Below are 24928 nucleotides of genomic sequence, written 5' to 3'. Positions count from 1 at the left end.
AATTATCTGAGCTGTTTGAAGGGTTAGCAGAAGTGTGTGACCCTAAGTTTTGAGCCGTGCTACTTTCAGAGCTATCTTCAGTCGACGGTTTAGGAGATTGAGATATAGTCATAGCAGTGTCTTTAATAAAGGCTAATAAGCGTTATAGTGTTGTTATGAAAGGGCTGCTATGTTTTTAGCAAGCCTTTCTTACTCAACATAGTCAAAGCACAAGTTACATTTGAGGTCCACCAGGTACGCGGCCGCTATCTGATTTCTTACCGCTCTCTTCACTGATGATTACTTCTTCCCCTTCTTTCAAACCACTTAAGATTTGCGCATTTACTCGGTTATCAATACCGACTTCTACAATACGCTCTTCTACGGTTCCGTCATCTCTTAATACACGTACAAACTTGCCCGTTGTTGATTTGCCTTTTTCTTTAGTTCGCTTTTCTTGTATCACTGTTGATGGTACTAATAGAGTATTTTTGGCTTCGTTGACGATGATATATATCTGTGCCGTCATATCGATTCGGAATAAGCGGTCAGGGTTTGGTACTTCTACGTAGCCGACGTAATAGATAGCAGCGTCTGTCGAGCTGGTGCTACTGATCTGCTCTGGGGCAGGTTCGATAGCGGTTAATGTCGCATCATACTGTTTGTCTGGATTACCGATAATATTGAAATAAGCAGGCATACCAGCACTGACGTTAATGACATCAGCTTCTGAGATTTGCGCGTTGATACGTACGGTCGATAAATCTGCTAACGTCACCAATGTGGGCGCCGTTTGGTTAGCATTGACCGTAGTACCTTGCTCAGTCGTAATAGAAACGACTGTACCTGATATTGGTGCACGAATCGTGGTATAGCTTAGATCTTCTTCAGCAGTACTGACGTTGGTTCGTGATTTGCGTAATGCTGCTTGCTGACTGTTGATATTGGCTTCTGTGGTCGCAATCGCGGCTTTAGCTGTGTCGATAGCCGCACGTGCATTGGCAACGGCTGCTTTTGCAGTCTCGACACTGGTCGCCTGCGTGTCATATTCTTGTTGTGAGATAGCATCGATAGCGACTAAGTCTTGCAAACGCGCAAAGTCAGACTGTGCTTGTTTGAGCTCAGACTGACGGCTGGCAAGATCAGCATAGGCACTTTTTAGACTGGCTTGTTTGCTCAACGATTCTGCTTGCGCACTTTGTAGCGCGGCTTCGCTTTGCTCAAGACTGGCTTGTTCATTGCTCAGGCTGTTCTTCTGAGTCACTTGATCAATCTGCGCAATCAAATCGCCTTGCTTGACTTCGTCACCGACTTCAACGTACAGGCGTTTTACTTCACCAGATACCTGTGCCCCTACATCGACGGTATTTAACGCTTTTACTTTACCAGATGCCATGACATTGTTTTCAATATCACCGACTTCAACGGTTGCGGTTAAATAATTAGGTGTGGCTTCTTCTGGTTTTAAAAAAGTATAGGCCAAAGCCCCTAATGCTACGATAATTAAGGTGATGACACCCCATTTGATAGCAGACTTTTTGCTTATTTTGCGCATGACAACAATCCAATCACAATTAAATCAAGTGTAGATATAGTAGAGACTTCATCTACAAAAGGGAATGGAAATTAGTTTACGAAAGGTTAAGGTAGAAGAACAGAGACAGGTACAGAAAAGAAATGCTTACTAAAAATCAATAAAACGGAGATTATAGGAGAACAAAATAAGGTAGTAGAATCTAGATTTACAGCGTTTAAATGTATAAACCAGTAAGAGAAGAGATGGATAACTTGTTAATAGTAGAAACAATAAAAGGTGGTGACAAGCGGATCAGTCTTAGCGCATAGCAAATAAACGCTTACCTGCGAGCTCTAGTGCTGCTTGCAATAATAATTCCCATGCTGGCTGGCGTATAAGTCCTTTGATAGCTTGGTCACAGCGGTAAAGCAGAGCAGGCCATTCGGCCGTGTGCGTTTTTGACTGACGACGGCAGGCTTGTTGGTATAACCCTTGTTTACTACGCCAAATGCCTAATGCTTGAGGGTCTTGACCGTCCATAAGTTGAATGATTTGACGCATGTCTTTGCTGATAGCCCAAAGCACTAAAGTAGTGGGCTCATCGGTCGACTTTAGCTGAAACATGATTTTGGCGACCTGCGTACTATTACCCGCGAGCATCGCATCAGACAAATCAAACACACTAAACTGCGCATCGCTGACCAACGCTGCTTGTAGGTCTGCAATATCCAATGCCACATTATTCACAGGTTGTGAAAAGCTATTAGATTGTTCGGTACTGTTGTCAGTAGCACTATCTTCACTAGTACTGTTATTAGCAACTAGCTGCGGTGCAAACAAATAGGACAGCCGCCATAGGGTTTGATAAGCACTCAATAGATGATGCTCAGTGTGTGACATGAGTAGCTGCCAGGCCTCTTGAGACAGTCGTAAGCCAAACTTCTGAGCTTGTATTTGTAGTAGCTGTTGGCGCTGCTGCTCATTGTATAAATTGCAATCAATGACATTGCCATATTGCGCAAAAGGAGCAAACCATTTGCTGCTCTGGCTGCGTTTGTCTTGCTTAGGTGTAAGCCACAATACACTATGACCGTGTGTGCCCGCTTGTGCCTCGATCGCAAAACGTTCCAGCTCGGTGATAACTGCTTTATCGGGTTTATGATTGCCCGTCACGATCAAGGCGCTGGCATCATCGAATAGAGACTGGCTGCCAAGCTCAGACAGTACTTCCTGCCAGCTTTTGACAGAAATCAGCTCTATACGTTTGATTGCATAGTTCTGCGCGCGCCAATGTGGACGTAGCGCATCTATCAACCATTGACTCAGCAGTGGCTCGTCACCGTGCGCTAGCCACAAGCCGGCTACCGCAACGGAAGGCTGCAGTAGTTTTGGATAGGCCTTTATGAAAGTATCTTGCATAGCGTGGTGTTACACAGGTTGATGAGCAGGTAATACCAATTCCAAAAATATGATCAGCAGTGTCAAGCTAGCCGAGTTTACTAGTACTTACGCTCGCTTAGTTTGCTACTCATATTTCTAGAAACGGTATCGTTTGATAATCAGAACGACTAACTCTTACGGTTGTGGTACGACGACGACGGTTGGTGTCACACCTTTATTCATCTGCACAGACTGCTTGGCAGCAGGTGCGACTTTAGGAAGCGAGATAGCAACGTACTGGTCAGTGATACGGCGAGCTAAAGTATCATAAAGCCAATCGCGAGTCTGATCGCCTTGCTGATCGTCAGTACTAACAGAGGCTTCGTTGTACTGATAGCTTCGCTCGACTTGAATGGGGTTGCTTAGTGTTACAGGTTTACCATTTTCCATCGTTTGATAGCTGACATCTGCTGATAGTACCAAGCGAATCTCTGTTAATACACCAACCAATTCGTAACGTTTAAAACGTACATTACGGATATCGATAGCGGCAATAGACTCAGCCCCTGCTTGTTGGTTATTGCGGGCAACTTCTTCCGAGCTCATATTACCAATAACATCGACACCTAACGTCTTTAGGCGTCGCGTCAATGGTAGTTTCAGCGGGAATGAGGTGCGATTGTCTTCGATAATGACGGCTGTCTTTTCGACGTCAAGCAGCATCGCTGAGTCGTAGCCCCGCAGCTGGAAGCCACAGCCGCTAAGAGTAGAGGCTGCACCTACCATAGCGAACATTGGCAGCGTGGCAAGTAAGACTGCTCCGAGCTTTTGGCCATGGGACTTTTTGTTAGCTAGGCTGTGTGCGCTTGATCTTGGTTGCGCCTGCTCAGCTCGATGCTTGTATGACATAAACGCTATCCTCATATAATAAGAAGGCTTAGAACACTAAGCCTAAAATGCTTAGCTCAAGACACCTCAGCCTACAACCACGATGTTAACCAATTTATTAGGAACGACGATTTCTTTTTTGATCTCGCCCGTGATGAATTTTGCCACACTTTCCATAGTACGAGCTTGCTCTTTTAGCTGCTCAGGATCGCTGTTTGGTGCGACATCCATCTTACCACGCATCTTACCATTGACCTGTACCACCATCGTGATCATGTCTTGTACCAGCGCACTTTCGTCCACGGTTGGGTAGTCTAAAGTTAAGGTATCAAGACCCAACTGCTCAAGCAGATGCTCGCCAACGTGCGGCGCATATACAGACAGCATAATCAGCAGATTGGTCAATGCTTCGTGTTTGACGTGCAGCTCTTGCTCATTACTCGCGTTAAAGCCAGTCAGCTCATTAGCAAGTTCCATCAGGCTTGATACTGGCGTATTCAATGCCAGACGATCACCCAAGTCACTGTCAATCTTAGCAATTGTTTCGTGCGTTTTACGGCGTAAGTTTTTGGCTTCTTTGCTTAAACCGTCTGTGTTCAAGGTAGCACTATTAAGCGCATCAATGCTGATATTGGCGGATGTTAGCGCTTGCATATGGTCGGCTGCAATACGCCATACTTTTTTCACAAAGTTATAAGGGCCTTTTAGCGCGTCGTCTGACCATTCAAGCGTTTGATCCGCAGGCGCAGTAAATAGCGTATATAGACGAACCGTATCAGCACCATATTTATCAATGGTTAGCTGTGGATCTACGCCATTGTTCTTTGATTTAGACATTTTTTCGATTTTGCCAATCGTCACTGGCTGGCCGTCTGACTTCAAGATAGCTTTGATTGGTTGACCGCGTTCGTTGAAGTCAATATCGATATCTTCTGCAAAATAGTAAGTCGTACTGCCATCCGCATTGACGCGGTAGAATGTACCAGCGAGTACCATGCCTTGCGTCATTAGATTGGCAAATGGCTCATCACCTGTGACTAAGTTCTCGTCACGCATAAGCTTATGGAAGAAGCGTGCATACAATAGATGCATCACCGCATGCTCGACACCGCCGACGTATTGATCGACTGGCAACCATTTATTGGCAGCAGACTTGTTGACCATGTTTTGCGCGTCATTTGGGCTAGCAAAGCGTGCATAGTACCAGCTTGACTCTACGAATGTGTCAAAGGTATCGGTTTCGCGCTCAGCAGGATTACCACATTTAGGACAAGTGGTATTGACAAACTCTGGGATGTTCTTAAGTGGGTTACCGCGACCATCAGGTACGACGTCGGTTGGCAATACAACTGGTAGGTCTTGCTCTTCAACAGGCACAGTACCACAATGCTCACAGTTGATCATTGGGATAGGGCAACCCCAATAGCGCTGGCGAGATACACCCCAATCACGTAGACGATACTGGATCTTTTTCTTAGCCAGCTCTTTCGGCTCAAGCTTAGCCAGCATTGCTTCAAACGCTTGCTCAAAGTCTAGACCGTCAAACTCACCTGAATTAACCAAAGTGTTGCGTTCAGTATAAGCAAGATTCACTTCACTATCGTTCGCTTTGGCATCTGCTTTTAGCTCATCAAAATAGCCATTAGGGGTATTGATGACTTGCTTGATTGGTAGGTCGTACTTCACCGCAAATTCATAGTCGCGCTCATCATGAGCAGGTACCGCCATGACTGCGCCTGAGCCATAGCTCATCAGCACGTAGTTGGCAACCCATATTGGCACTTCTTCGCCAGTCAAAGGATGCGTAACAGTTAGACCTGTATCCATACCGATTTTTTCAGCTTTGGCCAAATCAGCTTCAGCTACTGAGCCTTTTTTACATAATGCACAGAATTGAGCGATTGCGTCATCTTGCTCAGAGGCATACTGTGCAAGTGGATGCTCTGCGGCAACAGCAACATAAGTCACACCCATCAAGGTGTCAGGACGAGTGGTGAACACATCTAAGGTGTTTTCTTCACCAGCAAGCTCATAAGGAAAATGGACTTCCATACCAGCACTACGACCAATCCAGTTACGCTGCATGGTTAGTACTTCAGATGGCCAATGACCTTCTAGCTGATCCAAATCATCCAATAGCTCATCGGCATAATCAGTGATGTTGAAGTAATACATTGGGATGTCGCGTTTTTCGACCGCAGCACCACTACGCCAACCTTTGCCATCAATGACTTGCTCGTTTGCTAAGACAGTATTATCAACGGGATCCCAGTTGACTGTCGACAGCTTTTTGTAGACTAGGCCTTTTTTGTATAATTGCAAAAATAACCACTGCTCCCATTGATAATACTCAGGGCTACAAGTGGCAAATTCACGTGACCAGTCAATAGACAGGCCTAGTAATTTAAGCTGCGCACGCATGCTGTCAATATTGGCAAATGTCCATGCAGCAGGTGGGGTTTGGTTGGCAATTGCCGCGTTTTCCGCTGGTAGGCCAAAACCATCCCAACCCATTGGCTGCATGACTTCATAGCCTTTGAGACGATAATAACGACTTAATACGTCAGAAATCGTATAGTTACGGACGTGGCCCATATGCAGCTTGCCACTTGGATAAGGGAACATCGACAGCATGTAACGGCTTGGCTTGTCGCTTGGCTCGTTGCTTACTTCAAAGCGCTTGTCAGTTGCCCATTTGGTCTGCTGCGCGGCTTCTATCGCTTGTGGGTTATAATAATTGTTTTCTGTTTGGTCTGCTGTCACGGCGTTGCTCATAGTCGGCTCGAAATTGGTTGATACTGATTTATTTAATACGGATTTGTTTAATACTGATCAAAATAGGTGGAATTTGACAATGCCATAGCATAGCGTAATTTGGCGAAAATTGCGACGATATGATGCAGTTGCTTACTAGGTTTGACGATTAAAAGTAATGCATTCTCTATATCTAGTCGGCCTTAGGTATAATAGATAAGTTAATGCATATTTATGAGGATTTATCATGACCACCACCATTTACGGTATCAAGTCTTGTAGCACGATGAAAAAAGCGTTCACTAAGCTAGACGATCTAGATGTCAGCTATGATTTTCACGATTATAAAAAACAAGGTATTGATAAAGATACAGTACAGCGCTGGGTAAATGAGCTAGGTATCGAAAAAGTGCTCAATAAGCGTGGTACGACATGGCGCAAGCTAGACGACAGTCAAAAGCAAGCAGCTGATGCTAATGTAGACAACGCGATAGGTTTACTCGTGGAAAATACCAGCATGATTAAACGTCCGATTGTAGAAGGTCAGTCGGCAGATAAAGATCAAGATCAAGCAGTATTACTATGCGGCTTCGATGAATCTGAGTTTGATAAAGTTTTTTCGTAAAATTAAGCTAGGCTTGTTATTACAGGTAAAAATGCACAAAAAAGCCCGTGCGTTTATATTAACTCGGGCTTTTCTACATTTAGCATTGCTACATGTTGCTAGCTCAATGATGAGTCTATCTCACGACTAATGAGCGTACCAACCCCTTCGTTGGTAAAAATCTCAAGCAAGGTCGCATGAGGGACACGACCATCAACGATTACCGCGCTTTTGACGCCGCTACGTACCGCATCAAGCGCACATTGAATCTTAGGAATCATGCCGCCTGAGATAGTGCCATCTTCGATTAAGCTATCGACTTTTTTTGGCGTGAGTCCAGTTACCACCTCGCCATCACGGCCCAATACGCCTTTGATATTGGTCAATAGCATCAGCTTTTCTGCTTGTAAAAACTCTGCCACTTTACCTGCAACGAGATCTGCATTGATATTATAGGTATTGCCTTCAGCGTCAACGCCAAGTGGCGCGATTACAGGGATAAAATCTGAGGCAATTAACATGTTAATCACGTCTTTATTGACGCTGACCACATCACCGACGAATCCTAAGTCAACTGGTACAGCGATACCATCTGCACCAATTTTTTCCATCATCAGTTTTTTTGCTTGAATCAAGTTGGCATCTTTACCTGTAAGACCAATCGCGCGACCGCCATGCTTATTAATTAAGCTAACAATCGATTTGTTGACGCTACCGCCCAAGACCATCTCTACGATATCCATCGTGCTTTTGTCAGTGACACGCATGCCATCGATACGGTCTGATTGACGGCCGAGTTCTTTTAGGAGGTTGTCAACTTGTGGGCCACCACCATGTACGACTACGGGATGCATACCGACGGTCTTTAGCAAAACAATATCACGAGCAAATGAGCTCTCAAGCTCAGGGTCGGTCATGGCGTTGCCGCCGTATTTTACGACGATGAGTTTATCAACAAAACGCTGGATATAGGGCAGAGCAGTGGTCAATACTTCAGCGGTGTTTTTGGCATCATCTAAATTAAGCGTCATTACAAACTCCTGAGGGCCGGTTTTAAATTGGTTGTTTTTCTACTATGTCTAATGAGACAGTGATATATGTTTTATGAGGCTACTCCGCAGGAATAGCAAGAATCTGTTCAGCTAGTGCTGCGTTAAATGGTCGGCATAAAGCGGCAAATGTATCCTGAATATCTTTTAGGTCATCTATACTGTCACCTGCAAAGCGCGCGGTCAGGCTATTACTGGTATTTGATTGACGCAGTACGCCAAAGCCATGCGCAAAGTCTAAACGCACACCATCGATACAGTTCAGCTTGGTTTCTACAGGTAATAATTCATGTGTCTGTTTTAATGCTATTTGCGCTTTCGCAGTAGCGCAGGTACACACTGATGACTTGCATGTTGTGGCGGGCAAGCAAGTATCTTTTAACTGCTGACTAGATGAAGAATCAGTATGAGTAGACATATCTACTAGATACTGCAAGTAATGACAAAATCTCGTTAATTGCTCTACAAGTGAGCAGTCGGTAGTAGCGGTCTGCGGTATTGGCAAGTAATGGTCAGCAGTACTGACTATAGTGGGCAAGCTTTGGATGATATCTGCTAGCGGTTTTTTATTATTAGTATCATTCTGAGTTTGGTCAAGCCAATGCAGCAACCGTAATGCAGCATACATCGCATCATCGTAGGGAATAAAGCGGCTGTCATTAAAGATGAAATGTCCTGATAATTCACCAGCGAAGACAATCTGATTGTCAGGATGCTGTACCTGTTGGCGCATAAAGCTGCTACCAGTCTTGCTAATCACAGGTGTAGTACCAAGCTCAGATAACAGTCTTGGTAAATGATGAGCACATTTAATATCGAAAAGAACTTCAGATGCTAATAAAGAGTTGCTCAGGGAGTTAGGATGTTCAGTAATAGCAATACGTGCCAATAAATAGAGCAAATGATCGGGCGTAACTATCTTGCCGTTGTTATCAACGATCATCAAACGATCGCCATCGCCATCAAACGCTAAGCCTATATCTGCTGCATTCGAAACAACGACTCGTTGCAATTCGTTTAGGCGATTTGGTTCGGTGGGGTCTGGATTACCAAGGGGGAAATTACCATCGGGTATGTCATTGAGAAAAATAACATTCTGACAAAAACGTTCAAACAAGCGTTGAGCGATACTCCCAGTTGCGCCATGCATACAGTCAATAACTATGACCAAATCAAGCTTATGAGTATTTCTCTGACTGGCCTCAGTTAACGAGTGATTATGCTGAAATAATTGTTCAAATACCTGTGCAATAGCATCGATATAGACGCTTGCTACTTGATGAGCAGGTAGTTGCTCAGGCAAATCAATTGGTAGTGTTAAGACGTGGCTATTATCAATGCTTTCAATGTTTTCTGAATGTAAGATAGGATTGGTAGCTTGGCTATCGGGATAGGCGTGACAACTATGATTAGCGGTGAGTTGATGATAGAGCGTCTGTATCTCTGAGCTACTAGGGGACTTGTTATTTACTAACCATTTGATGCCTAGTATGTCTTTAGCAGAATGGCTCGCTGTTACGACAATGCCATGACCTTGATACTGCATTGCCCAAAATGCCATCATCGGCGTGGTAACCAGACCTAACTGGATTACGCGTAAACCATGATGAGCTAGTACAGTAGAAAGTGTGGATGCAATGGCTTCACTGCCAATACGCATATCATAACCAACAACGACAACATTCTGCTTAGTCTCAACAGTGGCATTAGCATTGATGTCTTGAGTCGGTTGGCTATTTTGCGCATTATAGAGAATAGCAAAAGCATCGCCTAACGCTTGTATAAAACTGCTAGTAAAATACTGGTTGGCACCACGAATATCATAAGCACGGAATAAGGATTGCTGCGCCGCAAAAGGTGGCATTGCTTACTCTCCTTATAACCGTGATAGGTGTTCAATGATAAATAAAAAATGAATAGCGCAAGGTTTTAGATATAGCTTAAGCAAAACCTTAAAGGCTATCTAAAAAATTGTCAGAAAAATTGACCAACAAAATAGCTACTATTGACGACCTGAGTGTCCAAACCCGCCTGCACCGCGTACGCTTTCATCACTGAATTCTGCAACCACTTTAAACTCAGGACGCGCAACAGGTACCACAATGTACTGTGCCATACGCTCAGCTGGGTTAAGAACAAAGTCTTCGCTACTACGGTTCCAAATACTAACCATCAGCTCGCCTTGATAGTCGGCATCGATTAGCCCAACCAAGTTACCCAAGACGATACCATTCTTATGACCAAGACCTGAACGCGGTAAAATCATACCTGCATAATTAGGATCTTGAATATAAACGGCAAGGCCTGTACCAATCAAATGGGTTTCACCTGCTTTAATCGTTAATGGCTCATCGATGCAAGCACGCAAATCAATACCTGCACTGCCATCGGTGGCACGAGTTGGTAAAGAAAACGCTTTATCTTCAGTAATTTTAGGGTTTACCACTTTAACTTGTACAGCTTGCATAACACACTCACTTAACGATTTGATGGTTTTTAAATTATGATTTCAAACTAGGACTTTGAACTATGGTTTTAAATAAATCTTATTCGACATTTTTATATAAATAACAATTCTATATTTTAATTATTCAGCAATTCAGCAATTCAGCAATTCAGCAATTCAGCAATTCAGCAATTCAGCAATTCAGCAATTCAGCAATTCAGCAATTCAGCAATTCAGCAATTCAGCAATTCAGCAATCAGCTATAGTATCAACACGCTGGCCAATCCTAAAAAGGACATAAAGCCGACGATATCCGTGACAGTCGTTAAGATAACCGAAGCAGATAGAGCAGGGTCGATATTCATCCGTTTTAGCATCAGCGGTATGCTGATACCCGAGACATTAGCTGCAGTCATGTTGATTGCAATGGCAAAACCGATGACGGCACTGATCTTAATATCATGAAACCATAACTGAGCAATAAACGCCATAATTATCGCCCAGATGATACCGTTTATCGCACCCACCCACAGCTCTTTATTTAACAGCCAGACACGGTTAGAACCACCGATTTGACCCATCGCCATACCGCGGATAACGACCGTTAGCGTTTGCGAGCCTGCAATACCGCCCATACTGGCGACCACTGGCATCAATATCGCTAGCGCCACGACTTGTGCTAGTACTTCTTCAAACTGTCCAATCACTGCTGCTGCCAATAGAGCGGTACATAAATTGATACCTAGCCAAACGCTACGGCTTTTAGCACTGGTTAGGATAGGCGCAAACAGCTCTTCATCTTGGCTAACACCAGCGAGGTTTTTCATGGTGCTGTCGACATCATCTTGGATAATCTCCATGATGTCTTCACCGTTTAGTTGACCAACTAGCTCGCCATGGCTATTGATGACGGGCGCAAAACGGATGTCTTCTGAACGAAAAATCGCGGCAGCATCTTGGATATCCAAGCGATCATTAATCGTAATAGCAGTATCAATCAGCTCCGAGACTAATGTATTCTGTTTATGCTTAATTAAATCTACTAGACTCAGTAGCCCTAGCAATTGCTGGCTTTGATCGACAACTAACAGCTCTTGGCTCTCGTCATCGAGCAGGTCATCGTTTTCACGCAGCCACTCTTGTACATCTGCTAGGTAGATATCGTCCCTTATCTGGATAATATCTGGATCCATATAGCTACCCACTTCCCAGTCAGCATAAGTATCAAGCTTATTGACTTGGACCCGCGTCTCTTCGTCCAGCGTTGCCATGACTGAGGTACGTACGCTCTCAGTGACGGTATCCAAAATCTCAGAGATGTCTTGAGCATCAAGGTCTTGGGTAAACAAGGAGATTTCTTGAGAAGAAATATTCTCCATCAACGGCTGGCGCGTATCGACATCTAGTTCGGCAAGTACCTCACCTTTGATATGCTCTGGCACCTGCGCCCAAATCAACAGACGGTTTTGAGTTGGGAAGGACTCTAGTAGGTTGGCAATCTCATATTCGGACTGCTTTTCCAAAAACTCAGTAATGGCCTCGTATGCTTTATCAGCAACCAAACCCTGCAGATACAGAAGCTTATATTCGGCACTATATTCAGCCGAATTATAGTCTCCTGACAGCATGGCAGTTCGTTCCTGATTGGGCGTCGGGGTAGGCATAAGTGTTCCAAGTTTTTACAGTCAAATTTTTACAGTATATAAAGAACAATAACAATGACGATTATAACAATCGTTTTTTGCGCAGTCTAAAGCGTATTCTCGCAAGCGTTTTACTCAGGTGCTTAAATATTTTGATTAAGATTAACGCTTACCCAGTAACGCTCGAATATTGGCCAGATATTCATCAGCGACGGCTTCTGGATCTTTGGTCGCTTTTTTCTTTTTCGCTTTAGCAGGCCAGTCAATATGATCTTCAGGTAGCTCATCCAAAAATCTTGATTCTGAGGTAACGCGCATCTGACCACCGGCACGGCGCTGGGTCGCAAGCGTCAATGTTAGCTCACGACGTGCACGAGTAATGCCCACGTACATCAGACGGCGTTCTTCTTCGACCGTCTCACTCATGATAGAGTTGCGATGCGGTAGCATCTCTTCCTCAAGCCCCATGATATAAACAAAATCAAACTCCAAACCCTTTGCCGCGTGCAAGGTCATCAAGTTGACTTTGTTAGTGTTTTCTTCTTCTTGCTGCTGCTCAAGCATATCAAGCAAAACCAACTTACGAATGATGGTATCAATCGTTCGATCTTCGTCTTCTTCAGCGCGATTAATCAAGGACTGAATACTGGTGTAGAGCATATCGATATTATCAATACGGTTTTTTTCTTGTTGCGGCGTTTTGGCGTCGCTACGGACAAAGTCAATATAACCTGTCTCATCAATCATCTGGCGTACGATCGGCACAGGGTCTGGGTGTTGATCCAGCTCACGCGTATAGTGCTCGATGAATTCACCAAACTCTTTTATCGTACCATAAGCCTTTGATGGCAATACATGAGTCAGGCCAGCATGGGTACAAGAAGCCAATAGCGATATGCTGTGCTCTTGCGCAAATAAACCAAGTTTTTCTAGCGTTGCGGGTCCCATACCGCGCTTAGGTGTATTGATAATACGCAAAAATGCGCTGTCATCTTCGGGGTTCAAAATCAGGCGTAGATAGCCCATGATGTCTTTGATTTCACTACGCGCAAAGAACGACTGACCGCCTGATAATTTATAAGGTACTTGCAACTGGCGCAGTTGTGCCTCTAGCATACGTGCCTGAAAGTTACTGCGGTACAGTACCGCATACTGTTCCCACTCATTACCGAAACGCAGCTTATGAGTGACGATTTCTTTGGCCACGCGCTCGGATTCATCATCGTCATTACGGCAGTTAATGATGCGGATTTTTTCGCCTTGACCTTTATCTGACCACAGTTTTTTCTCGAATAAATGCTCGTTATTTAGAATGACGGCGTTGGCCGAGGTCAAAATACGCGTGGTTGAGCGGTAATTTTGCTCAAGCATAACGATTTTTAGTTTTGGGAAATCTTCTTTTAGCAGGGCCATGTTTTCAGGCTTTGCCCCGCGCCATGCATAGATAGATTGGTCATCATCACCAACCACGGTAAAGCGACCTTGCGGCCCAACCAAGTATTTAATCATCTCATACTGCGCTGTATTGGTATCCTGATACTCATCGACCAATAGATAACGAATACGGTTTTGCCATTTGTCTCGCAGTTCTCTATTTTCACGCAATATCTTGGTTGGCAAGACGATCAAGTCATCAAAATCGACGGCATTATAAGCACGCAAGTTACGCTCATAAAGTGCATATAACGTGGCAAAAATCATGTCTTCTGGATCGTCTAACGTTTCCATCGCCTTATCAGGCTCGACCAAGTCATTTTTCCAATCCGAAATCATTTTGATGGCTTTACCCACCAACTCGCGACTTTCAGCGCCACTCAAGTTGTCACGCATCATCAGCTCCGTCAGCAAGCGCTTACTGTCGTCGCTGTCCATGATGGAAAAATTGCCTTTTAGCGGAGTATGAATCAGCTCATAGCGCAAAAACTGTAAACCAAATTGGTGAAAGGTCGACACCGTTAGCCCGCGCATTTTTTCGCTTGGTAGCAGTTTGCTTACCCGCGCTTTCATCTCACGTGCCGCTTTATTGGTAAAGGTTACGGCGGTGATACGCTCAGCTGGCATGTCGCATTCTTGGATTAGGTAAGCAATCTTACGCGTAATCACAGAGGTCTTGCCGGAGCCAGCACCTGCAAGTACAAGTAGTGGACCAGATACGTAGAGCATGGCTTCTTGTTGTTTGGGATTGAGTTGACTCATAACGTGACCTGTAAGACAAAAGCAAAAAAGAGGGTAGCGCTGATATGACAAAGATAGATAAACGCAGCGCGCATCATCAACATTCGTATCGTCGCGATATTTTAATAATCTTTATTATAAGAATAATAGAATTTAAGGTTTGATGATGGCATATCATAAAAATCTGGTGGGTCATTATAAAGCAAAAATGCTCACTTTGGGGGAGGACTTGGGTGATGAAAGTGGGGTATTCGGACACTTGATTTCTGCTAAACGTCGTGGCAGTGTTTGCTCATAGCCAAAAGTACGGATTTGGGGTTAATATAAGGTAAGGTCTATATCATAATTCATAGTAAAAAAAACACATTTTTTTTACACAGAAAGTGACCGTTCAATACAGTTAAAAACTAGCTTTTAGGCACTGATATGCGTATAGTACGTAAATAATTTATGCCAGTTGTCACGTCATTGTTGACCACGTGTAATGAGCTATTAAATCAATTAAGTAAGCAGTCAGATATGATATTGATTTAATACGTTGATCTTACGTTGTTAGAAGATGCGTTGGGCGACCAGCCTTTATCCGCGCGCATACCGGAATCTCTACAGTTGGTCACGTCTGACATCGTCGTCAATAAGCTTGATAATTGGTTGTTACCAGCAAAATACCTAACATGTGACTCAATGACAGTTACTTAAACACAGTGACAGTTACTGAAGTGCAGTGACAATTACTTAAATAAAGTCACTTTTTAAATGAAATCACTTTGTGTTTTTGTCTGCGTTATACCTGTCGCAATATGGCCTGAGTGGGTCAGTGCTTGCGCTGTGTCTAACACTCGATTGGGTGAGGAGCACGTATTATCATGTCTGCTTTTAATTGGTCAGCCATTGCTTTTATCTTAGCCGCCATTGGGCTAGTTGTCTTTATGCTGGTCGTACCGCGCTTACTTGGCGGTCGCTCTCAAGGCTCACAAAAGGAAGAAGTGTTTGAAGCGGGTGTTGTCGGATCTGGCAACGCCCGTATTCGTTTGTCTGCCAAATTTTATTTGGTCGCGATCTTCTTTGTGATTTTTGATTTAGAGGCGCTATATCTCTACGCTTATGCTGTGTCAGTACGAGAGGCGGGTTGGCTTGGCTTTGCCGCCGCTGGCACGTTTATCACTATTCTAATTATCGGTTTGATTTATGAGCTGAGCTTGGGTGCGATGAACTGGGCACCTGCTGATAAGTTACGCAAAAAAGCACGCTTATATGCGGCGCCTGCAGGCTTTAATTTGGCAGACATTACCAAGTTTGATGGTGCTCATGAGCTAATGGTTGATCCGACAGGTAAAGTACCCGCGCAATCATCCGGTCAAATCAATGTCTCAAACAATATTGAGACCAATCGTCGTCATCTACAAAACATCGATCATATTAATACCACGGGTAACGTTACTTCTGTGGATTTTGCGACGTCTGCTCAGCAGGACAAAACTGAACGTTAATAGCAGTTGATGCTCAGCTTATAGCGTTTGCAAAAACGAGCAGCAAAGCATGAAAGCGTCAGTTCTGTTTGTATTAATGATCGCTGATGATTAGCCACTTATTAATAATAAAATTATGGCGACAGCGCGAGCAAGATGATTGCCACGCCAAGCCTAATATGAAGGTTGTATGTTATGAAATACACATTAACAAAAGCCAACCCCGATGCAGATACCTATCCTGCACAGACCAGTCAAACGGTCAATGATCCTATCGAAGATGAAGTGAATAAAAACGTCTTTATGGGTCGTCTCGAAGACCTCGTTCATTCAACAGCAAACTGGGGGCGTAAGAACTCACTTTGGCCATTTAACTTTGGTACTTCTTGCTGTTATGTTGAATACGCTACTACCTTAACCGCCGTTCATGATTTGTCACGTTTTGGGGCAGAGGTTATTCGTGCCTCGCCTCGTCAGGCGGACGTCATGATCGTTGCTGGTACTTGCTTCGTTAAAATGGCACCTGTCATCCAGCGCCTATATGAGCAAATGCTTGAGCCAAAATGGGTTATCTCTATGGGTGCCTGTGCCAACTCGGGCGGCATGTATGATATTTATTCTGTCGTACAAGGCGTCGATAAGATTATCCCTGTTGATGTCTATGTGCCAGGTTGTCCGCCGCGTCCAGAAGCGCTTATTCAGGGTTTGATGTTGTTACAAGAATCTATTACTAAAGAGCGTCGTCCGCTGGGTATCCATGTCAATGAGCAGGGTATCTATCAGCCGCAAATGACGCCTGAGCGTGACCGTAAGCAGGCAGATCGTATCGCTGTCAAAAACTTGCGCAGCCCAGACAGTATTTAAGTTTTAAACAGCATTTAGACTTGTAGCAACAGTTTCAATATTTTATGCGCTTATCATAGTTCGGTTATGATTAACATAGCTTAGTTATGGTTGACATAGTTCGGTTATGACTAACATAGTTCAGTTATGATTAATGAAGGAATACATCATTCATGGTCACGGTAGTCGAAAACATAGATCCTAAGATCAAGCCCGTCCCAGCAGTCATCACAGAGCTGGAGCAAAAGTATGCTGGTAAATTTGTCGTGCAGCAGACTGTGGATGAGATTCCAACGGTTTGGGTGGCGCGTGCTGATTTATTAGATATTCTCTTATTCTTGCGCAAACTGCCTAAACCGTATGTCATGCTATTTGACTTATCAGCGATAGATGAGCGTTTACGCCAGCATCGCGCGGGTTTACCTGACAGTGACTTTACGGTGTTTTATCACTTGATGTCGCTTGAGCGCAATAGCGATGTACGTATCAAGGTCGCGCTGAGCGAAGACGATGTCAATGTACCGAGCGCCACCAATATTTGGCCAAACGCCAACTGGTATGAGCGTGAAGTGTGGGACATGTTCGGTATTGTCTTTACAGGTCATCCGCATTTGACCCGTATCTTGTTGCCAAAATACTGGGAAGGTCATCCACTGCGTAAAGAGTATCATGCGCGGGCGACTGAATTTACCCCGTATTTCTTGAATACCGCCAAGCAACAATACGAGCAAGAAAACCTACGTTTTGTCCCAGAAGAGTGGGGCATGAAGCGTTCAGGTCGTGATGAAGACTTTATGTTCTTGAACATCGGTCCTAACCATCCCTCTGCTCACGGTGCATTCCGTTTGGTACTACAGCTCGATGGCGAAGAAGTTGTCGATTGTATTCCTGATATCGGCTATCACCATCGCGGCGCCGAAAAAATGGCTGAGCGTCAAACATGGCACTCATTTATTCCTTATACCGACCGTATTGACTATCTCGGCGGTGTGATGAATGAGCTGCCGTATATCATGTCGGTCGAAAAGCTTGCTGGAATTACCATTCCACCACGTGCTGAAACCATCCGCGTAATGATGAGTGAGTTTTTCCGTATTACCAATAACTTACTGTTCGTCGGTACGTTCATTCAGGATGCGGGTGGTATGACCCCTGTATTCTATATGTTTACCGATCGCCAAAAAGCCTATGACGTCATCGAAGCCGTGACTGGCTATCGTATGCATCCCGCTTGGTTCCGTATCGGCGGTACGGCTGCTGATCTGCCACGTGGCTGGCAGCGTTTGGTGCGTGAGTTTTTAGATTGGATGCCAAAACGCTTGGACGAGTATGTCAAAGCGGCATTACAAAACAGCGTGCTCAAAGGCCGTACCCAAGGGGTTGCTCAGTATAATGCTAAGCAAGCACTTGCTTGGGGCGTGACGGGCGCTGGTCTGCGCGCGACAGGCGTTGATTTCGACCTGCGTAAAGCACGTCCATACATGGGCTATGAGAATTACGATTTTGAAGTGCCAGTTGGCTACAACGGTGATGCTTATGATCGCTGTATGGTAAAAGTCGAAGAGATGCGTCAGTCGTTACGTATCATCCGTCAATGTATGGATAATATGCCACAAGGCCCTTACAAAGCGGATCATCCACTGGCCGTACCACCGCCAAAAGACCGTACGCTAAATGATATCGAAACGCTGATTAACCACTTTATCTCAGTATCTTGGGGTCCTGTGATGCCAGCGGGCGAATGTACGACGATCGTCGAGGCGACTAAAGGTCTGAACAGCTATTACATTACCTCAGACAAGGCCACGATGAGCTATCGCACCCGTATTCGTACGCCGACATTTGCGCATTTGCAGCAGATGCCATCGGTTATTAATGGCTCGCTGGTTTCTGATGCCATTATGTATTTGGCATCGATCGATATTGTGATGGCGGATTGTGATCGTTAGAGCCGTGCTTCAAAAGTATTTGTTCATCAATATATTATTGCCTGATGGCACACCAAAATGCTGTCACTCGCCAATATAACCATAGTTTTAATCAGACTGTTGTTGGCTTGTGATAGAGCAGGATGAGTGAGGAAAGACAGAAGATTATGAAAATTGTTTCCGACAAAATGCCAAAAGTAGATGTGGAAAGCATTCTCACCAGTGATGAAATCGCTGCCATTCATGAGTTTATGCACCATTACCCACAGGCGCGTGCCGCCTCGCTAGATGCACTAAAAATCGTGCAAAAGCGCAACGGCTGGGTCGATGATGCGCAAGCAAATGCCATTGCCAATATCCTAGATATCCCGATGTCAGATATGGACGGCGTTGCGACTTTCTTTAACCGTATTTATCGCCAACCTGTCGGTCGCCATGTGATTCTCATATGTGACTCTGTGGCTTGTTATTTGACAGGTTATGAGGCGCTGTCAGCTGAGATTAGATCACAGCTGGGTATTGAGTATGGTCAGACTACTGCTGATGGACGTTTTACCCTATTGCCAATTTGCTGCTTGGGCAACTGTGATAAGGGACCAGCGGTACTGATTGATGAAGACACTTACGGCCCTGTCCAGCCATCTGAGGTCGCGCAATTATTGGAGCTATACGCATGAGTTTAACGATTTCAGAGCAAATTGCTCGTCGCGGTCAAGGTCAAGCGCCAAGCCAGCTAAATGCACAGCGTGTTCCAATCTATGGTGATAAAGCGACAGCCACTAGCGAAACCAAGCCTTTGACTTGGCGTTTAGCCCATCATGATGCGGTGCTTGATTTAGCTACTTATGAAACTCTAAAAGGCTTTACAGGTCTAAAAGAAGCGTTATCTAAGTCGCCTAAAGACGTTGGCAATATGATTAAAGCGGCCAATGTTCGAGGTCGCGGCGGTGCAGGTTTTAACGCTGGTCTTAAATGGTCATTTATGTCGCCGCCGGACGGTTTGCCGCGTTATCTCATCTGTAATGCTGATGAAATGGAGCCGGGCACGTTTAAAGACCGTCTGCTCATGGAGCGTCTACCGTTTCAGCTGATCGAAGGTATGCTAATTACCGCTCATGCGATTGGCGCCACTGACGGTTATATCTTTATCCGTGGTGAGTATATCTTGGCCGCTGAGCGTTTGGTTGCGGCTATTGAAGAATGTCTGGCCAATAATCTAATGGGCGACAATATTCTTGGCTCAGACTTTAGCTTCAATCTGCATGTGCATACTGGCGCTGGGCGTTATATCTGCGGTGAAGAAACCGCATTGATTAACAGCTTAGAAGGTCGCCGTGCTAACCCACGTACCAAACCCCCTTTCCCGCAAATCTCTGGTGCATGGGGCAGACCAACGGTTGTCAATAACGTTGAGACCTTATGCAATATGCCTGCTATTTTAAATCATGGCGTAGAGTGGTATCAGTCGTTGTCGGAAATCAAAGGCAAAAGTAAAACGCCAGGCACGAAACTGTTTGGGTGTTCAGGCTTAGTCAATGATCCCGGTCTGTGGGAGCTACCATTTGGCTATACCGCTCGTGAAATCATCGAAGATTTAGCGGGTGGTATGAAAGATGGTAAAAAGCTTAAAGCATGGCTGCCGGGCGGTGCCTCGACCGACTTTTTGACCGCAGAGCATTTAGATGTGGTGGTTGATTTTGACACGATTCAAAATGCTGGTAGCCGTATGGGTACGGGGCTGATTATGGTCGTCGACGAAGCGCAAGATATGGTGCCGCTACTACGCAATCTAGAGATTTTCTTTCAACGCGAATCGTGTGGTTGGTGTACACCATGCCGTGATGGCCTGCCGTGGGGTGTCAAATTGCTTACCGCTATCAATGATGGCGAAGGGCAAGTGGGCGATGTCGAAAAACTAGAGGGCCTTACGCGTGACTTATGGATTGGTAAAACCTTCTGTGCGCATGCGCCGGGTGCGATGGAACCACTGATGAGTGCGATTAAATATTTCCGTCCTGAGTTTGATCAAAAAATCGCGCAGGCGGTTGGTGTCGATGTCATTGATGCGGCAGCCAATCAACAGCCAGAAGTGAAATAAGGAGAGCGGCATGGCAGTCATACATATTGATGGGACCACTGTCGAAGTAGATAGCGCAGATAACTTGCTACAAGCCTGCTTATCACTCGGCATTGATGTGCCGTATTTTTGTTATCATCCAGCCCTTGGCTCAGTAGGCTCGTGCCGTCAGTGCGCGGTCAAGCAATTCCAAAATAAAGAAGATATGGAAGCGGGTCGCGGTCGCCTCGTGATGTCATGTATGGTCGCTCCTGGCGATGATATGTACATCTCTGTGACTGACGATGAAGCCAAAGCATTCCGCAAGTCGATGGTTGAGTTACTTATGACCAACCATCCACATGACTGTCCAACTTGTGAAGAGGGTGGACATTGTCATTTGCAGGACATGACCTATATGTCAGGTCATAGCCGTCGTCGCTATCGCTTTACCAAACGCACCCACCATAACCAAGAGCTTGGGCCATTTATCGCCCATGAGATGAACCGTTGCATCGCTTGCTATCGTTGTGTCCGTTTTTATAAAGACTACGCAGGCGGCGAAGATTTGGGTGTTTATGGCTCAAACAATCGCGTCTACTTTGGCCGTGATAAAGATGGTCAGTTTGAAAGCGAGTTCTCAGGCAACTTAACCGAAGTATGCCCAACGGGTGTATTTACCGATAAAACGCATTCTGAACGCTATAACCGCAAATGGGACATGCAGTATGCGCCAAGCATCTGTCATGGTTGCTCAGCTGGTTGTAATATCTCACCAGGTGAGCGTTATGGTGAATTGCGCCGCATCGAAAACCGCTATAACGGCGAAGTAAACCGTTACTTCTTATGTGACCGTGGTCGCTTTGGTTACGGTTATGTCAATCGCGCTGATCGTCCAACCCAAGCGCTTGAGCGCATCAATGATAAACATGTCAAAATCAATATCGACTATGCGCTTGATGAAACCATCAAACGTATCAAGGACAAAAAAGTCATTGGTATTGGCTCGCCGCGCGCCAGCCTTGAGACTAACTTTGCCCTAAAAAACCTCGTTGGCTTTGATAACTTCTCAACAGGTCTGAATCATCAGCAGCAAGCACTGGTCAATAAATGCATCGAAGTGCTTAGCACTGAAGGCATTTATAACCCTAGCATGACCGATATCGAAACGCATGATGCCGTGCTCGTATTAGGTGAAGATATCACGCAAACTTCATCACGTGTTGCGCTGTCAGTACGTCAAGCCGCAAAAAATGAAGGCTTGAAAATGGCAGCGGCGCTGCAAACGCAACCTTGGCTTGCTGAACCAGTTAAGCGTATCGCTCAAGATGCGCTAAGCCCAGTCTATGTCATCGATGTAACGCAAACTAAGCTAGAAGATATCAGTAAAGTGAGCGTAGTGGCGACCCCTGAAGACATCACTAAGCTTGGCTTCAAGGTTGCTGATGAGATTGCTAATTTCGCTGATGATTTAGCAGACATAGCAGATCCACAAGCAGCTGAACAAGATGCTGATACAAGTACTGAAACTGACGGTATGCAAGCATTGGCGCAGCAAATCGCTTATGACTTGATTCAAGCTGATAAGCCTTTAGTTGTCTCGGGTAGTAGCTTGTCTTCTACCGCATTGATAGAAGCAGCAGCACAGATTACCCAAGCATTGACCCAAAAACGCGCAGCAATCAAAGCGACTGAGCAGCAGCAGGTCGAGGCACATAATGCCAAAGTACAGGCAGCCCAAGCAAAAGCGGCTAATGACCAGCCTGAAGAAGACCAAGATTTATCTGCTAAGCCAAATAAACCTGAAACAGGCGTAAATACAGAAGCGCAGGATGATGTCGAACGCGCACCTGCTGAAAACCTTGAGCTGAAAGAAGTTAATGCCGAATACCAAGCACAAGCAGGCATCTATCTAACGGTTCCTGATGCCAATAGCATAGGCGTTTGTATGCTTGGCGGTCAGTCAGTTGAAGAGCTGCTAGCCACTGATTACGATGTGGTTGTGGTTGCAGAAAACCAGCTAACAGATGCGATTGATGCCAATAAATTGACGCAGCTACTGACTGATAAAACAGTCATCGCATTAGATCATCAGCTCCTTGATTGGCATAAAGACGTCGATATTGTATTGCCAGCGGCTAGCTTTGCAGAAGCGGATGGTACATTGATATCAGCTGAGGGCCGTGCACAGCGCTTCTTCCAAGTTTACGATAACGAATACTACCATCCGATGAGCAGCATTAAAGAAGGTTGGCGCTGGATACATGCTGTGCATAGCAGCATTGAAGGTCGTGATGTCGATTGGACGCAACTAGATGATGTCATTAATGCATTGATTGTAACGCATCCTAAACTTGCAGGTATTAAAGGCGCTGCGCCTGATGCTGATTACCGTATAACGGGTCTGAAGATTGCGCGTCAACCGCGTCGTTATTCAGGTCGTACTGCTATGCGTGCGCCAATCTCTGTGCACGAGCCAATGCAGCCGAAAGATTTGGACACTGGTCTGACCTTCTCAATGGAAGGTTACAGCGGTAAAGAAACACCAAGCTCGATGATTCCTTTTGCCAATGCGGCAGGTTGGAACTCACCGCAAGCGTGGAATAAATACCAAGACAAAGTCGGCGGTCATCTGAAAAATGGTGATCCAGGTGTACGTTTATTCGATCAGCTAGAGCGCCTAGCCACTCGTCAATATGTGGCGCCAGAAGCGATGTCTGCGACTACAACAGATATGCAGCAAGGCCAAGCGAAGCTAGTGCCTATCTATAATATCTATGCCAGTTCAATGATGGCTTCTCGCAGCCCAATCGTCGCTGAGCAACTGCCTGTTGCCGCATGGCGTATCGGTATGGATGATGCCAAAGACTGGAATATCACTGCTGGTGATTACCTAGCGATTGAGATTGATAAGCAACAAATCACCTTGCCAGTACAGATTGTCGGTTACTTAGCAGAAGGTTGTATCGGTTACCCAGTCGGGCAGGTGAGTATCATTCACCCATCGATGCCAGCATCGGTACGTAAAGTGGATGCACCAGTGACGATGATGGGTAGCATGGCTAACGATATGATTAATGATAATGACACAGCGCAAATAAACGCAGCGCCGACCACCACACAGGAGGTGTAATATGCAAGTTACCCGTATTATCCCTGATGTGCCAAGCTTTTTGGCCAATAGCATGAGCTTTGATACTTGGTCTATTCTGTTTTTGGTGGGTCAATCACTAGTCATCTTTTTGGTCGTGGTATTGGTTGCCGCGATGATGATTATCTATGAGCGCCGTATGTTGGCCTTATGGCAAGATCGTTATGGTCCAAACCGTGTCGGGCCTTTTGGTTCGTTGCAGTTAGTCGCCGATATGCTAAAAATCTTTTTTAAAGAAGATTGGACACCAAACTTTACCGATAAGTTTATGTTCACGTTGGCACCTGCAGTCGCCATGTTTACTGCCTTGGCTTCATTTGCCATTATTCCTATCTCGCCAACGCTTGGCGTGGTTGATTGGGATATTGGTATTCTGTTTTTCTTTGCTATGGCGGGTATTGCTGTTTACGCGGTGATGTTTGGTGGTTGGGCATCTGCCAATAAGTTCTCGCTACTCGGTGGTTTGCGCTCTGCAGCACAGACGATCAGTTACGAAGTGTTTTTGGGTTTGTCGTTGATGGGCGTTGTTGCGCTAACAGGTTCATTTAACTTACGCGCTATTGTCGAAGCACAAGCAGACGGCTGGTATATCATTCCGCAGTTTTTCGGATTCTTAACCTTTGTGGTGGCTGGTGTTGCCGTTACGCATAGACATCCATTTGACCAACCAGAAGCAGAGCAAGAGCTGGCTGAAGGTTATCATGTCGAATATTCTGGCATGAAGTTTGGTATGTTCTTCATTGGTGAGTATGTCAACGTTGTCTTAATTTCTGCCTTGATGACTTGCTTGTTCTTTGGCGGTTGGCTTGCGCCGTTCAATTTAGATATTCCATTTATTCCACCAGCTTTTTGGTTCATGATTAAAACGCTATTCTTTATGACCATGTTTGTTTTGGCTCGAGGCTCACTCATGCGTCCGCGTTATGATCAGGTGATGAACTTTGGCTGGAAAGTATGTCTGCCCGTAACCTTGATCAATCTGTTGGTTACTGCTGCGGTCATTTTGATCTTTTCTCCAACGTTATAGTCATTACTAGTAGCCATCAC

General features: G+C 45.1%; 17 protein-coding genes. 8 read left to right on the top strand and 9 right to left on the bottom strand.

From position 1 onward, the window contains the following. Positions 1 to 214 precede the first annotated feature (214 nt). From CXF60_RS05080 to leuS, 4 genes are all read right to left on the bottom strand, one after another. Entirely contained in the window at positions 215 to 1534 is a 1320-nt protein-coding gene (locus tag CXF60_RS05080; RefSeq protein WP_102091052.1) for an efflux RND transporter periplasmic adaptor subunit, read from the bottom strand. A gap of 279 nt (positions 1535 to 1813) precedes the next feature. Further along, positions 1814 to 2914: a DNA polymerase III subunit delta gene (locus CXF60_RS05075; protein ID WP_102091051.1), complete on the bottom strand. Its 1101-nt coding sequence runs from the start codon at positions 2912 to 2914 to the stop codon at positions 1814 to 1816. A gap of 156 nt (positions 2915 to 3070) precedes the next feature. Beyond that, the gene (locus CXF60_RS05070; protein ID WP_102091050.1) at positions 3071 to 3784 is read right to left on the bottom strand and encodes an LPS-assembly lipoprotein LptE; all 714 of its coding nucleotides are present in this window, start codon (positions 3782 to 3784) and stop codon (positions 3071 to 3073) included. A gap of 66 nt (positions 3785 to 3850) precedes the next feature. Next, positions 3851 to 6538, bottom strand: a complete 2688-nt coding sequence (leuS, locus tag CXF60_RS05065) for a leucine--tRNA ligase (RefSeq protein WP_102091049.1) — start codon at positions 6536 to 6538, stop codon at positions 3851 to 3853. 226 nt (positions 6539 to 6764) lie between these two features. On the opposite strand from leuS, the gene CXF60_RS05060 reads away from it, so the two are divergent. Continuing rightward, positions 6765 to 7142: a Spx/MgsR family RNA polymerase-binding regulatory protein gene (locus CXF60_RS05060; protein ID WP_102091048.1), complete on the top strand. Its 378-nt coding sequence runs from the start codon at positions 6765 to 6767 to the stop codon at positions 7140 to 7142. A gap of 98 nt (positions 7143 to 7240) precedes the next feature. On the opposite strand, the gene argB is transcribed toward CXF60_RS05060, so the two are convergent. The 5 genes from argB to CXF60_RS05035 all read right to left on the bottom strand — a co-directional run bounded on the left by argB (position 7241) and on the right by CXF60_RS05035 (position 14455). Further along, positions 7241 to 8152 carry an acetylglutamate kinase gene (gene argB, locus CXF60_RS05055; RefSeq protein WP_057758912.1) on the bottom strand — a complete coding sequence of 304 codons (912 nt, stop codon included), beginning with the start codon at positions 8150 to 8152 and terminating at the stop codon, positions 7241 to 7243. 79 nt (positions 8153 to 8231) lie between these two features. Next, on the bottom strand, positions 8232 to 10034 hold the full coding sequence (locus tag CXF60_RS05050) for a phosphohexomutase domain-containing protein (RefSeq protein ID WP_102091047.1): 1803 nt from the start codon (positions 10032 to 10034) through the stop codon (positions 8232 to 8234). A gap of 138 nt (positions 10035 to 10172) precedes the next feature. After that, entirely contained in the window at positions 10173 to 10637 is a 465-nt protein-coding gene (gene dut, locus CXF60_RS05045; protein ID WP_102091046.1) for a dUTP diphosphatase, read from the bottom strand. Between the two features lie 239 nt (positions 10638 to 10876). Then, positions 10877 to 12280, bottom strand: a complete 1404-nt coding sequence (mgtE, locus tag CXF60_RS05040; RefSeq protein WP_101206268.1) for a magnesium transporter — start codon at positions 12278 to 12280, stop codon at positions 10877 to 10879. Between the two features lie 141 nt (positions 12281 to 12421). Continuing rightward, entirely contained in the window at positions 12422 to 14455 is a 2034-nt protein-coding gene (locus CXF60_RS05035; protein WP_102091045.1) for a UvrD-helicase domain-containing protein, read from the bottom strand. Positions 14456 to 15300: 845 nt separating this feature from the next. Here CXF60_RS05035 and ndhC point away from each other — a divergent pair. The 7 genes from ndhC to nuoH all read left to right on the top strand — a co-directional run bounded on the left by ndhC (position 15301) and on the right by nuoH (position 24908). After that, complete coding sequence (gene ndhC / locus CXF60_RS05030; RefSeq protein WP_102091044.1) at positions 15301 to 15924, top strand: NADH-quinone oxidoreductase subunit A; 624 nt, start codon at positions 15301 to 15303, stop codon at positions 15922 to 15924. Between the two features lie 174 nt (positions 15925 to 16098). Then, complete coding sequence (locus tag CXF60_RS05025) at positions 16099 to 16767, top strand: NuoB/complex I 20 kDa subunit family protein (protein ID WP_101206265.1); 669 nt, start codon at positions 16099 to 16101, stop codon at positions 16765 to 16767. Between the two features lie 152 nt (positions 16768 to 16919). Further along, positions 16920 to 18695, top strand: a complete 1776-nt coding sequence (gene nuoC, locus CXF60_RS05020; RefSeq protein WP_057758925.1) for an NADH-quinone oxidoreductase subunit C/D — start codon at positions 16920 to 16922, stop codon at positions 18693 to 18695. 146 nt (positions 18696 to 18841) lie between these two features. Then, on the top strand, positions 18842 to 19351 hold the full coding sequence (nuoE, locus tag CXF60_RS05015) for an NADH-quinone oxidoreductase subunit NuoE (RefSeq protein WP_057758927.1): 510 nt from the start codon (positions 18842 to 18844) through the stop codon (positions 19349 to 19351). After that, positions 19348 to 20772, top strand: coding sequence for an NADH-quinone oxidoreductase subunit NuoF (gene nuoF, locus CXF60_RS05010; protein ID WP_102091043.1), 1425 nt, complete (start codon positions 19348 to 19350; stop codon positions 20770 to 20772). The genes nuoE and nuoF overlap by 4 nt, the downstream gene beginning before the upstream one ends. Positions 20773 to 20782: 10 nt before the next feature. After that, the gene (nuoG, locus tag CXF60_RS05005; protein ID WP_102091042.1) at positions 20783 to 23863 is read left to right on the top strand and encodes an NADH-quinone oxidoreductase subunit NuoG; all 3081 of its coding nucleotides are present in this window, start codon (positions 20783 to 20785) and stop codon (positions 23861 to 23863) included. Positions 23864 to 23915: 52 nt separating this feature from the next. Beyond that, positions 23916 to 24908: an NADH-quinone oxidoreductase subunit NuoH gene (gene nuoH / locus CXF60_RS05000; protein ID WP_180958090.1), complete on the top strand. Its 993-nt coding sequence runs from the start codon at positions 23916 to 23918 to the stop codon at positions 24906 to 24908. The last annotated feature ends 20 nt before the right edge of the window (positions 24909 to 24928 follow it).

Source organism: Psychrobacter sp. 4Bb, assembly GCF_002836735.1.
Classification (GTDB): Bacteria; Pseudomonadota; Gammaproteobacteria; order Pseudomonadales; family Moraxellaceae; genus Psychrobacter.
Note: the sequence above shows the minus strand (reverse complement) of the source record. Positions and strands in the feature narration are given on the sequence as shown.

What these genes read in the sequence shown, in the direction of transcription:
- dut (WP_102091046.1), bottom strand. Translation starts at nt 10,637, where the DNA reads ATGCAAGCTGTACAAGTTAAAGTGGTAAACCCTAAAATTACTGAAGAT.
- CXF60_RS05050 (WP_102091047.1), bottom strand. Translation starts at nt 10,034, where the DNA reads ATGCCACCTTTTGCGGCGCAGCAATCCTTATTCCGTGCTTATGATATT.
- mgtE (WP_101206268.1), bottom strand. Translation starts at nt 12,280, where the DNA reads ATGCCTACCCCGACGCCCAATCAGGAACGAACTGCCATGCTGTCAGGA.
- nuoF (WP_102091043.1), top strand. Translation starts at nt 19,348, where the DNA reads ATGAGTTTAACGATTTCAGAGCAAATTGCTCGTCGCGGTCAAGGTCAA.
- CXF60_RS05070 (WP_102091050.1), bottom strand. Translation starts at nt 3,784, where the DNA reads ATGTCATACAAGCATCGAGCTGAGCAGGCGCAACCAAGATCAAGCGCA.
- CXF60_RS05075 (WP_102091051.1), bottom strand. Translation starts at nt 2,914, where the DNA reads ATGCAAGATACTTTCATAAAGGCCTATCCAAAACTACTGCAGCCTTCC.
- CXF60_RS05080 (WP_102091052.1), bottom strand. Translation starts at nt 1,534, where the DNA reads ATGCGCAAAATAAGCAAAAAGTCTGCTATCAAATGGGGTGTCATCACC.
- nuoE (WP_057758927.1), top strand. Translation starts at nt 18,842, where the DNA reads ATGAAAATTGTTTCCGACAAAATGCCAAAAGTAGATGTGGAAAGCATT.
- nuoH (WP_180958090.1), top strand. Translation starts at nt 23,916, where the DNA reads ATGAGCTTTGATACTTGGTCTATTCTGTTTTTGGTGGGTCAATCACTA.
- CXF60_RS05025 (WP_101206265.1), top strand. Translation starts at nt 16,099, where the DNA reads ATGAAATACACATTAACAAAAGCCAACCCCGATGCAGATACCTATCCT.
- CXF60_RS05060 (WP_102091048.1), top strand. Translation starts at nt 6,765, where the DNA reads ATGACCACCACCATTTACGGTATCAAGTCTTGTAGCACGATGAAAAAA.
- argB (WP_057758912.1), bottom strand. Translation starts at nt 8,152, where the DNA reads ATGACGCTTAATTTAGATGATGCCAAAAACACCGCTGAAGTATTGACC.
- nuoG (WP_102091042.1), top strand. Translation starts at nt 20,783, where the DNA reads ATGGCAGTCATACATATTGATGGGACCACTGTCGAAGTAGATAGCGCA.
- CXF60_RS05035 (WP_102091045.1), bottom strand. Translation starts at nt 14,455, where the DNA reads ATGAGTCAACTCAATCCCAAACAACAAGAAGCCATGCTCTACGTATCT.
- ndhC (WP_102091044.1), top strand. Translation starts at nt 15,301, where the DNA reads ATGTCTGCTTTTAATTGGTCAGCCATTGCTTTTATCTTAGCCGCCATT.
- leuS (WP_102091049.1), bottom strand. Translation starts at nt 6,538, where the DNA reads ATGAGCAACGCCGTGACAGCAGACCAAACAGAAAACAATTATTATAAC.
- nuoC (WP_057758925.1), top strand. Translation starts at nt 16,920, where the DNA reads ATGGTCACGGTAGTCGAAAACATAGATCCTAAGATCAAGCCCGTCCCA.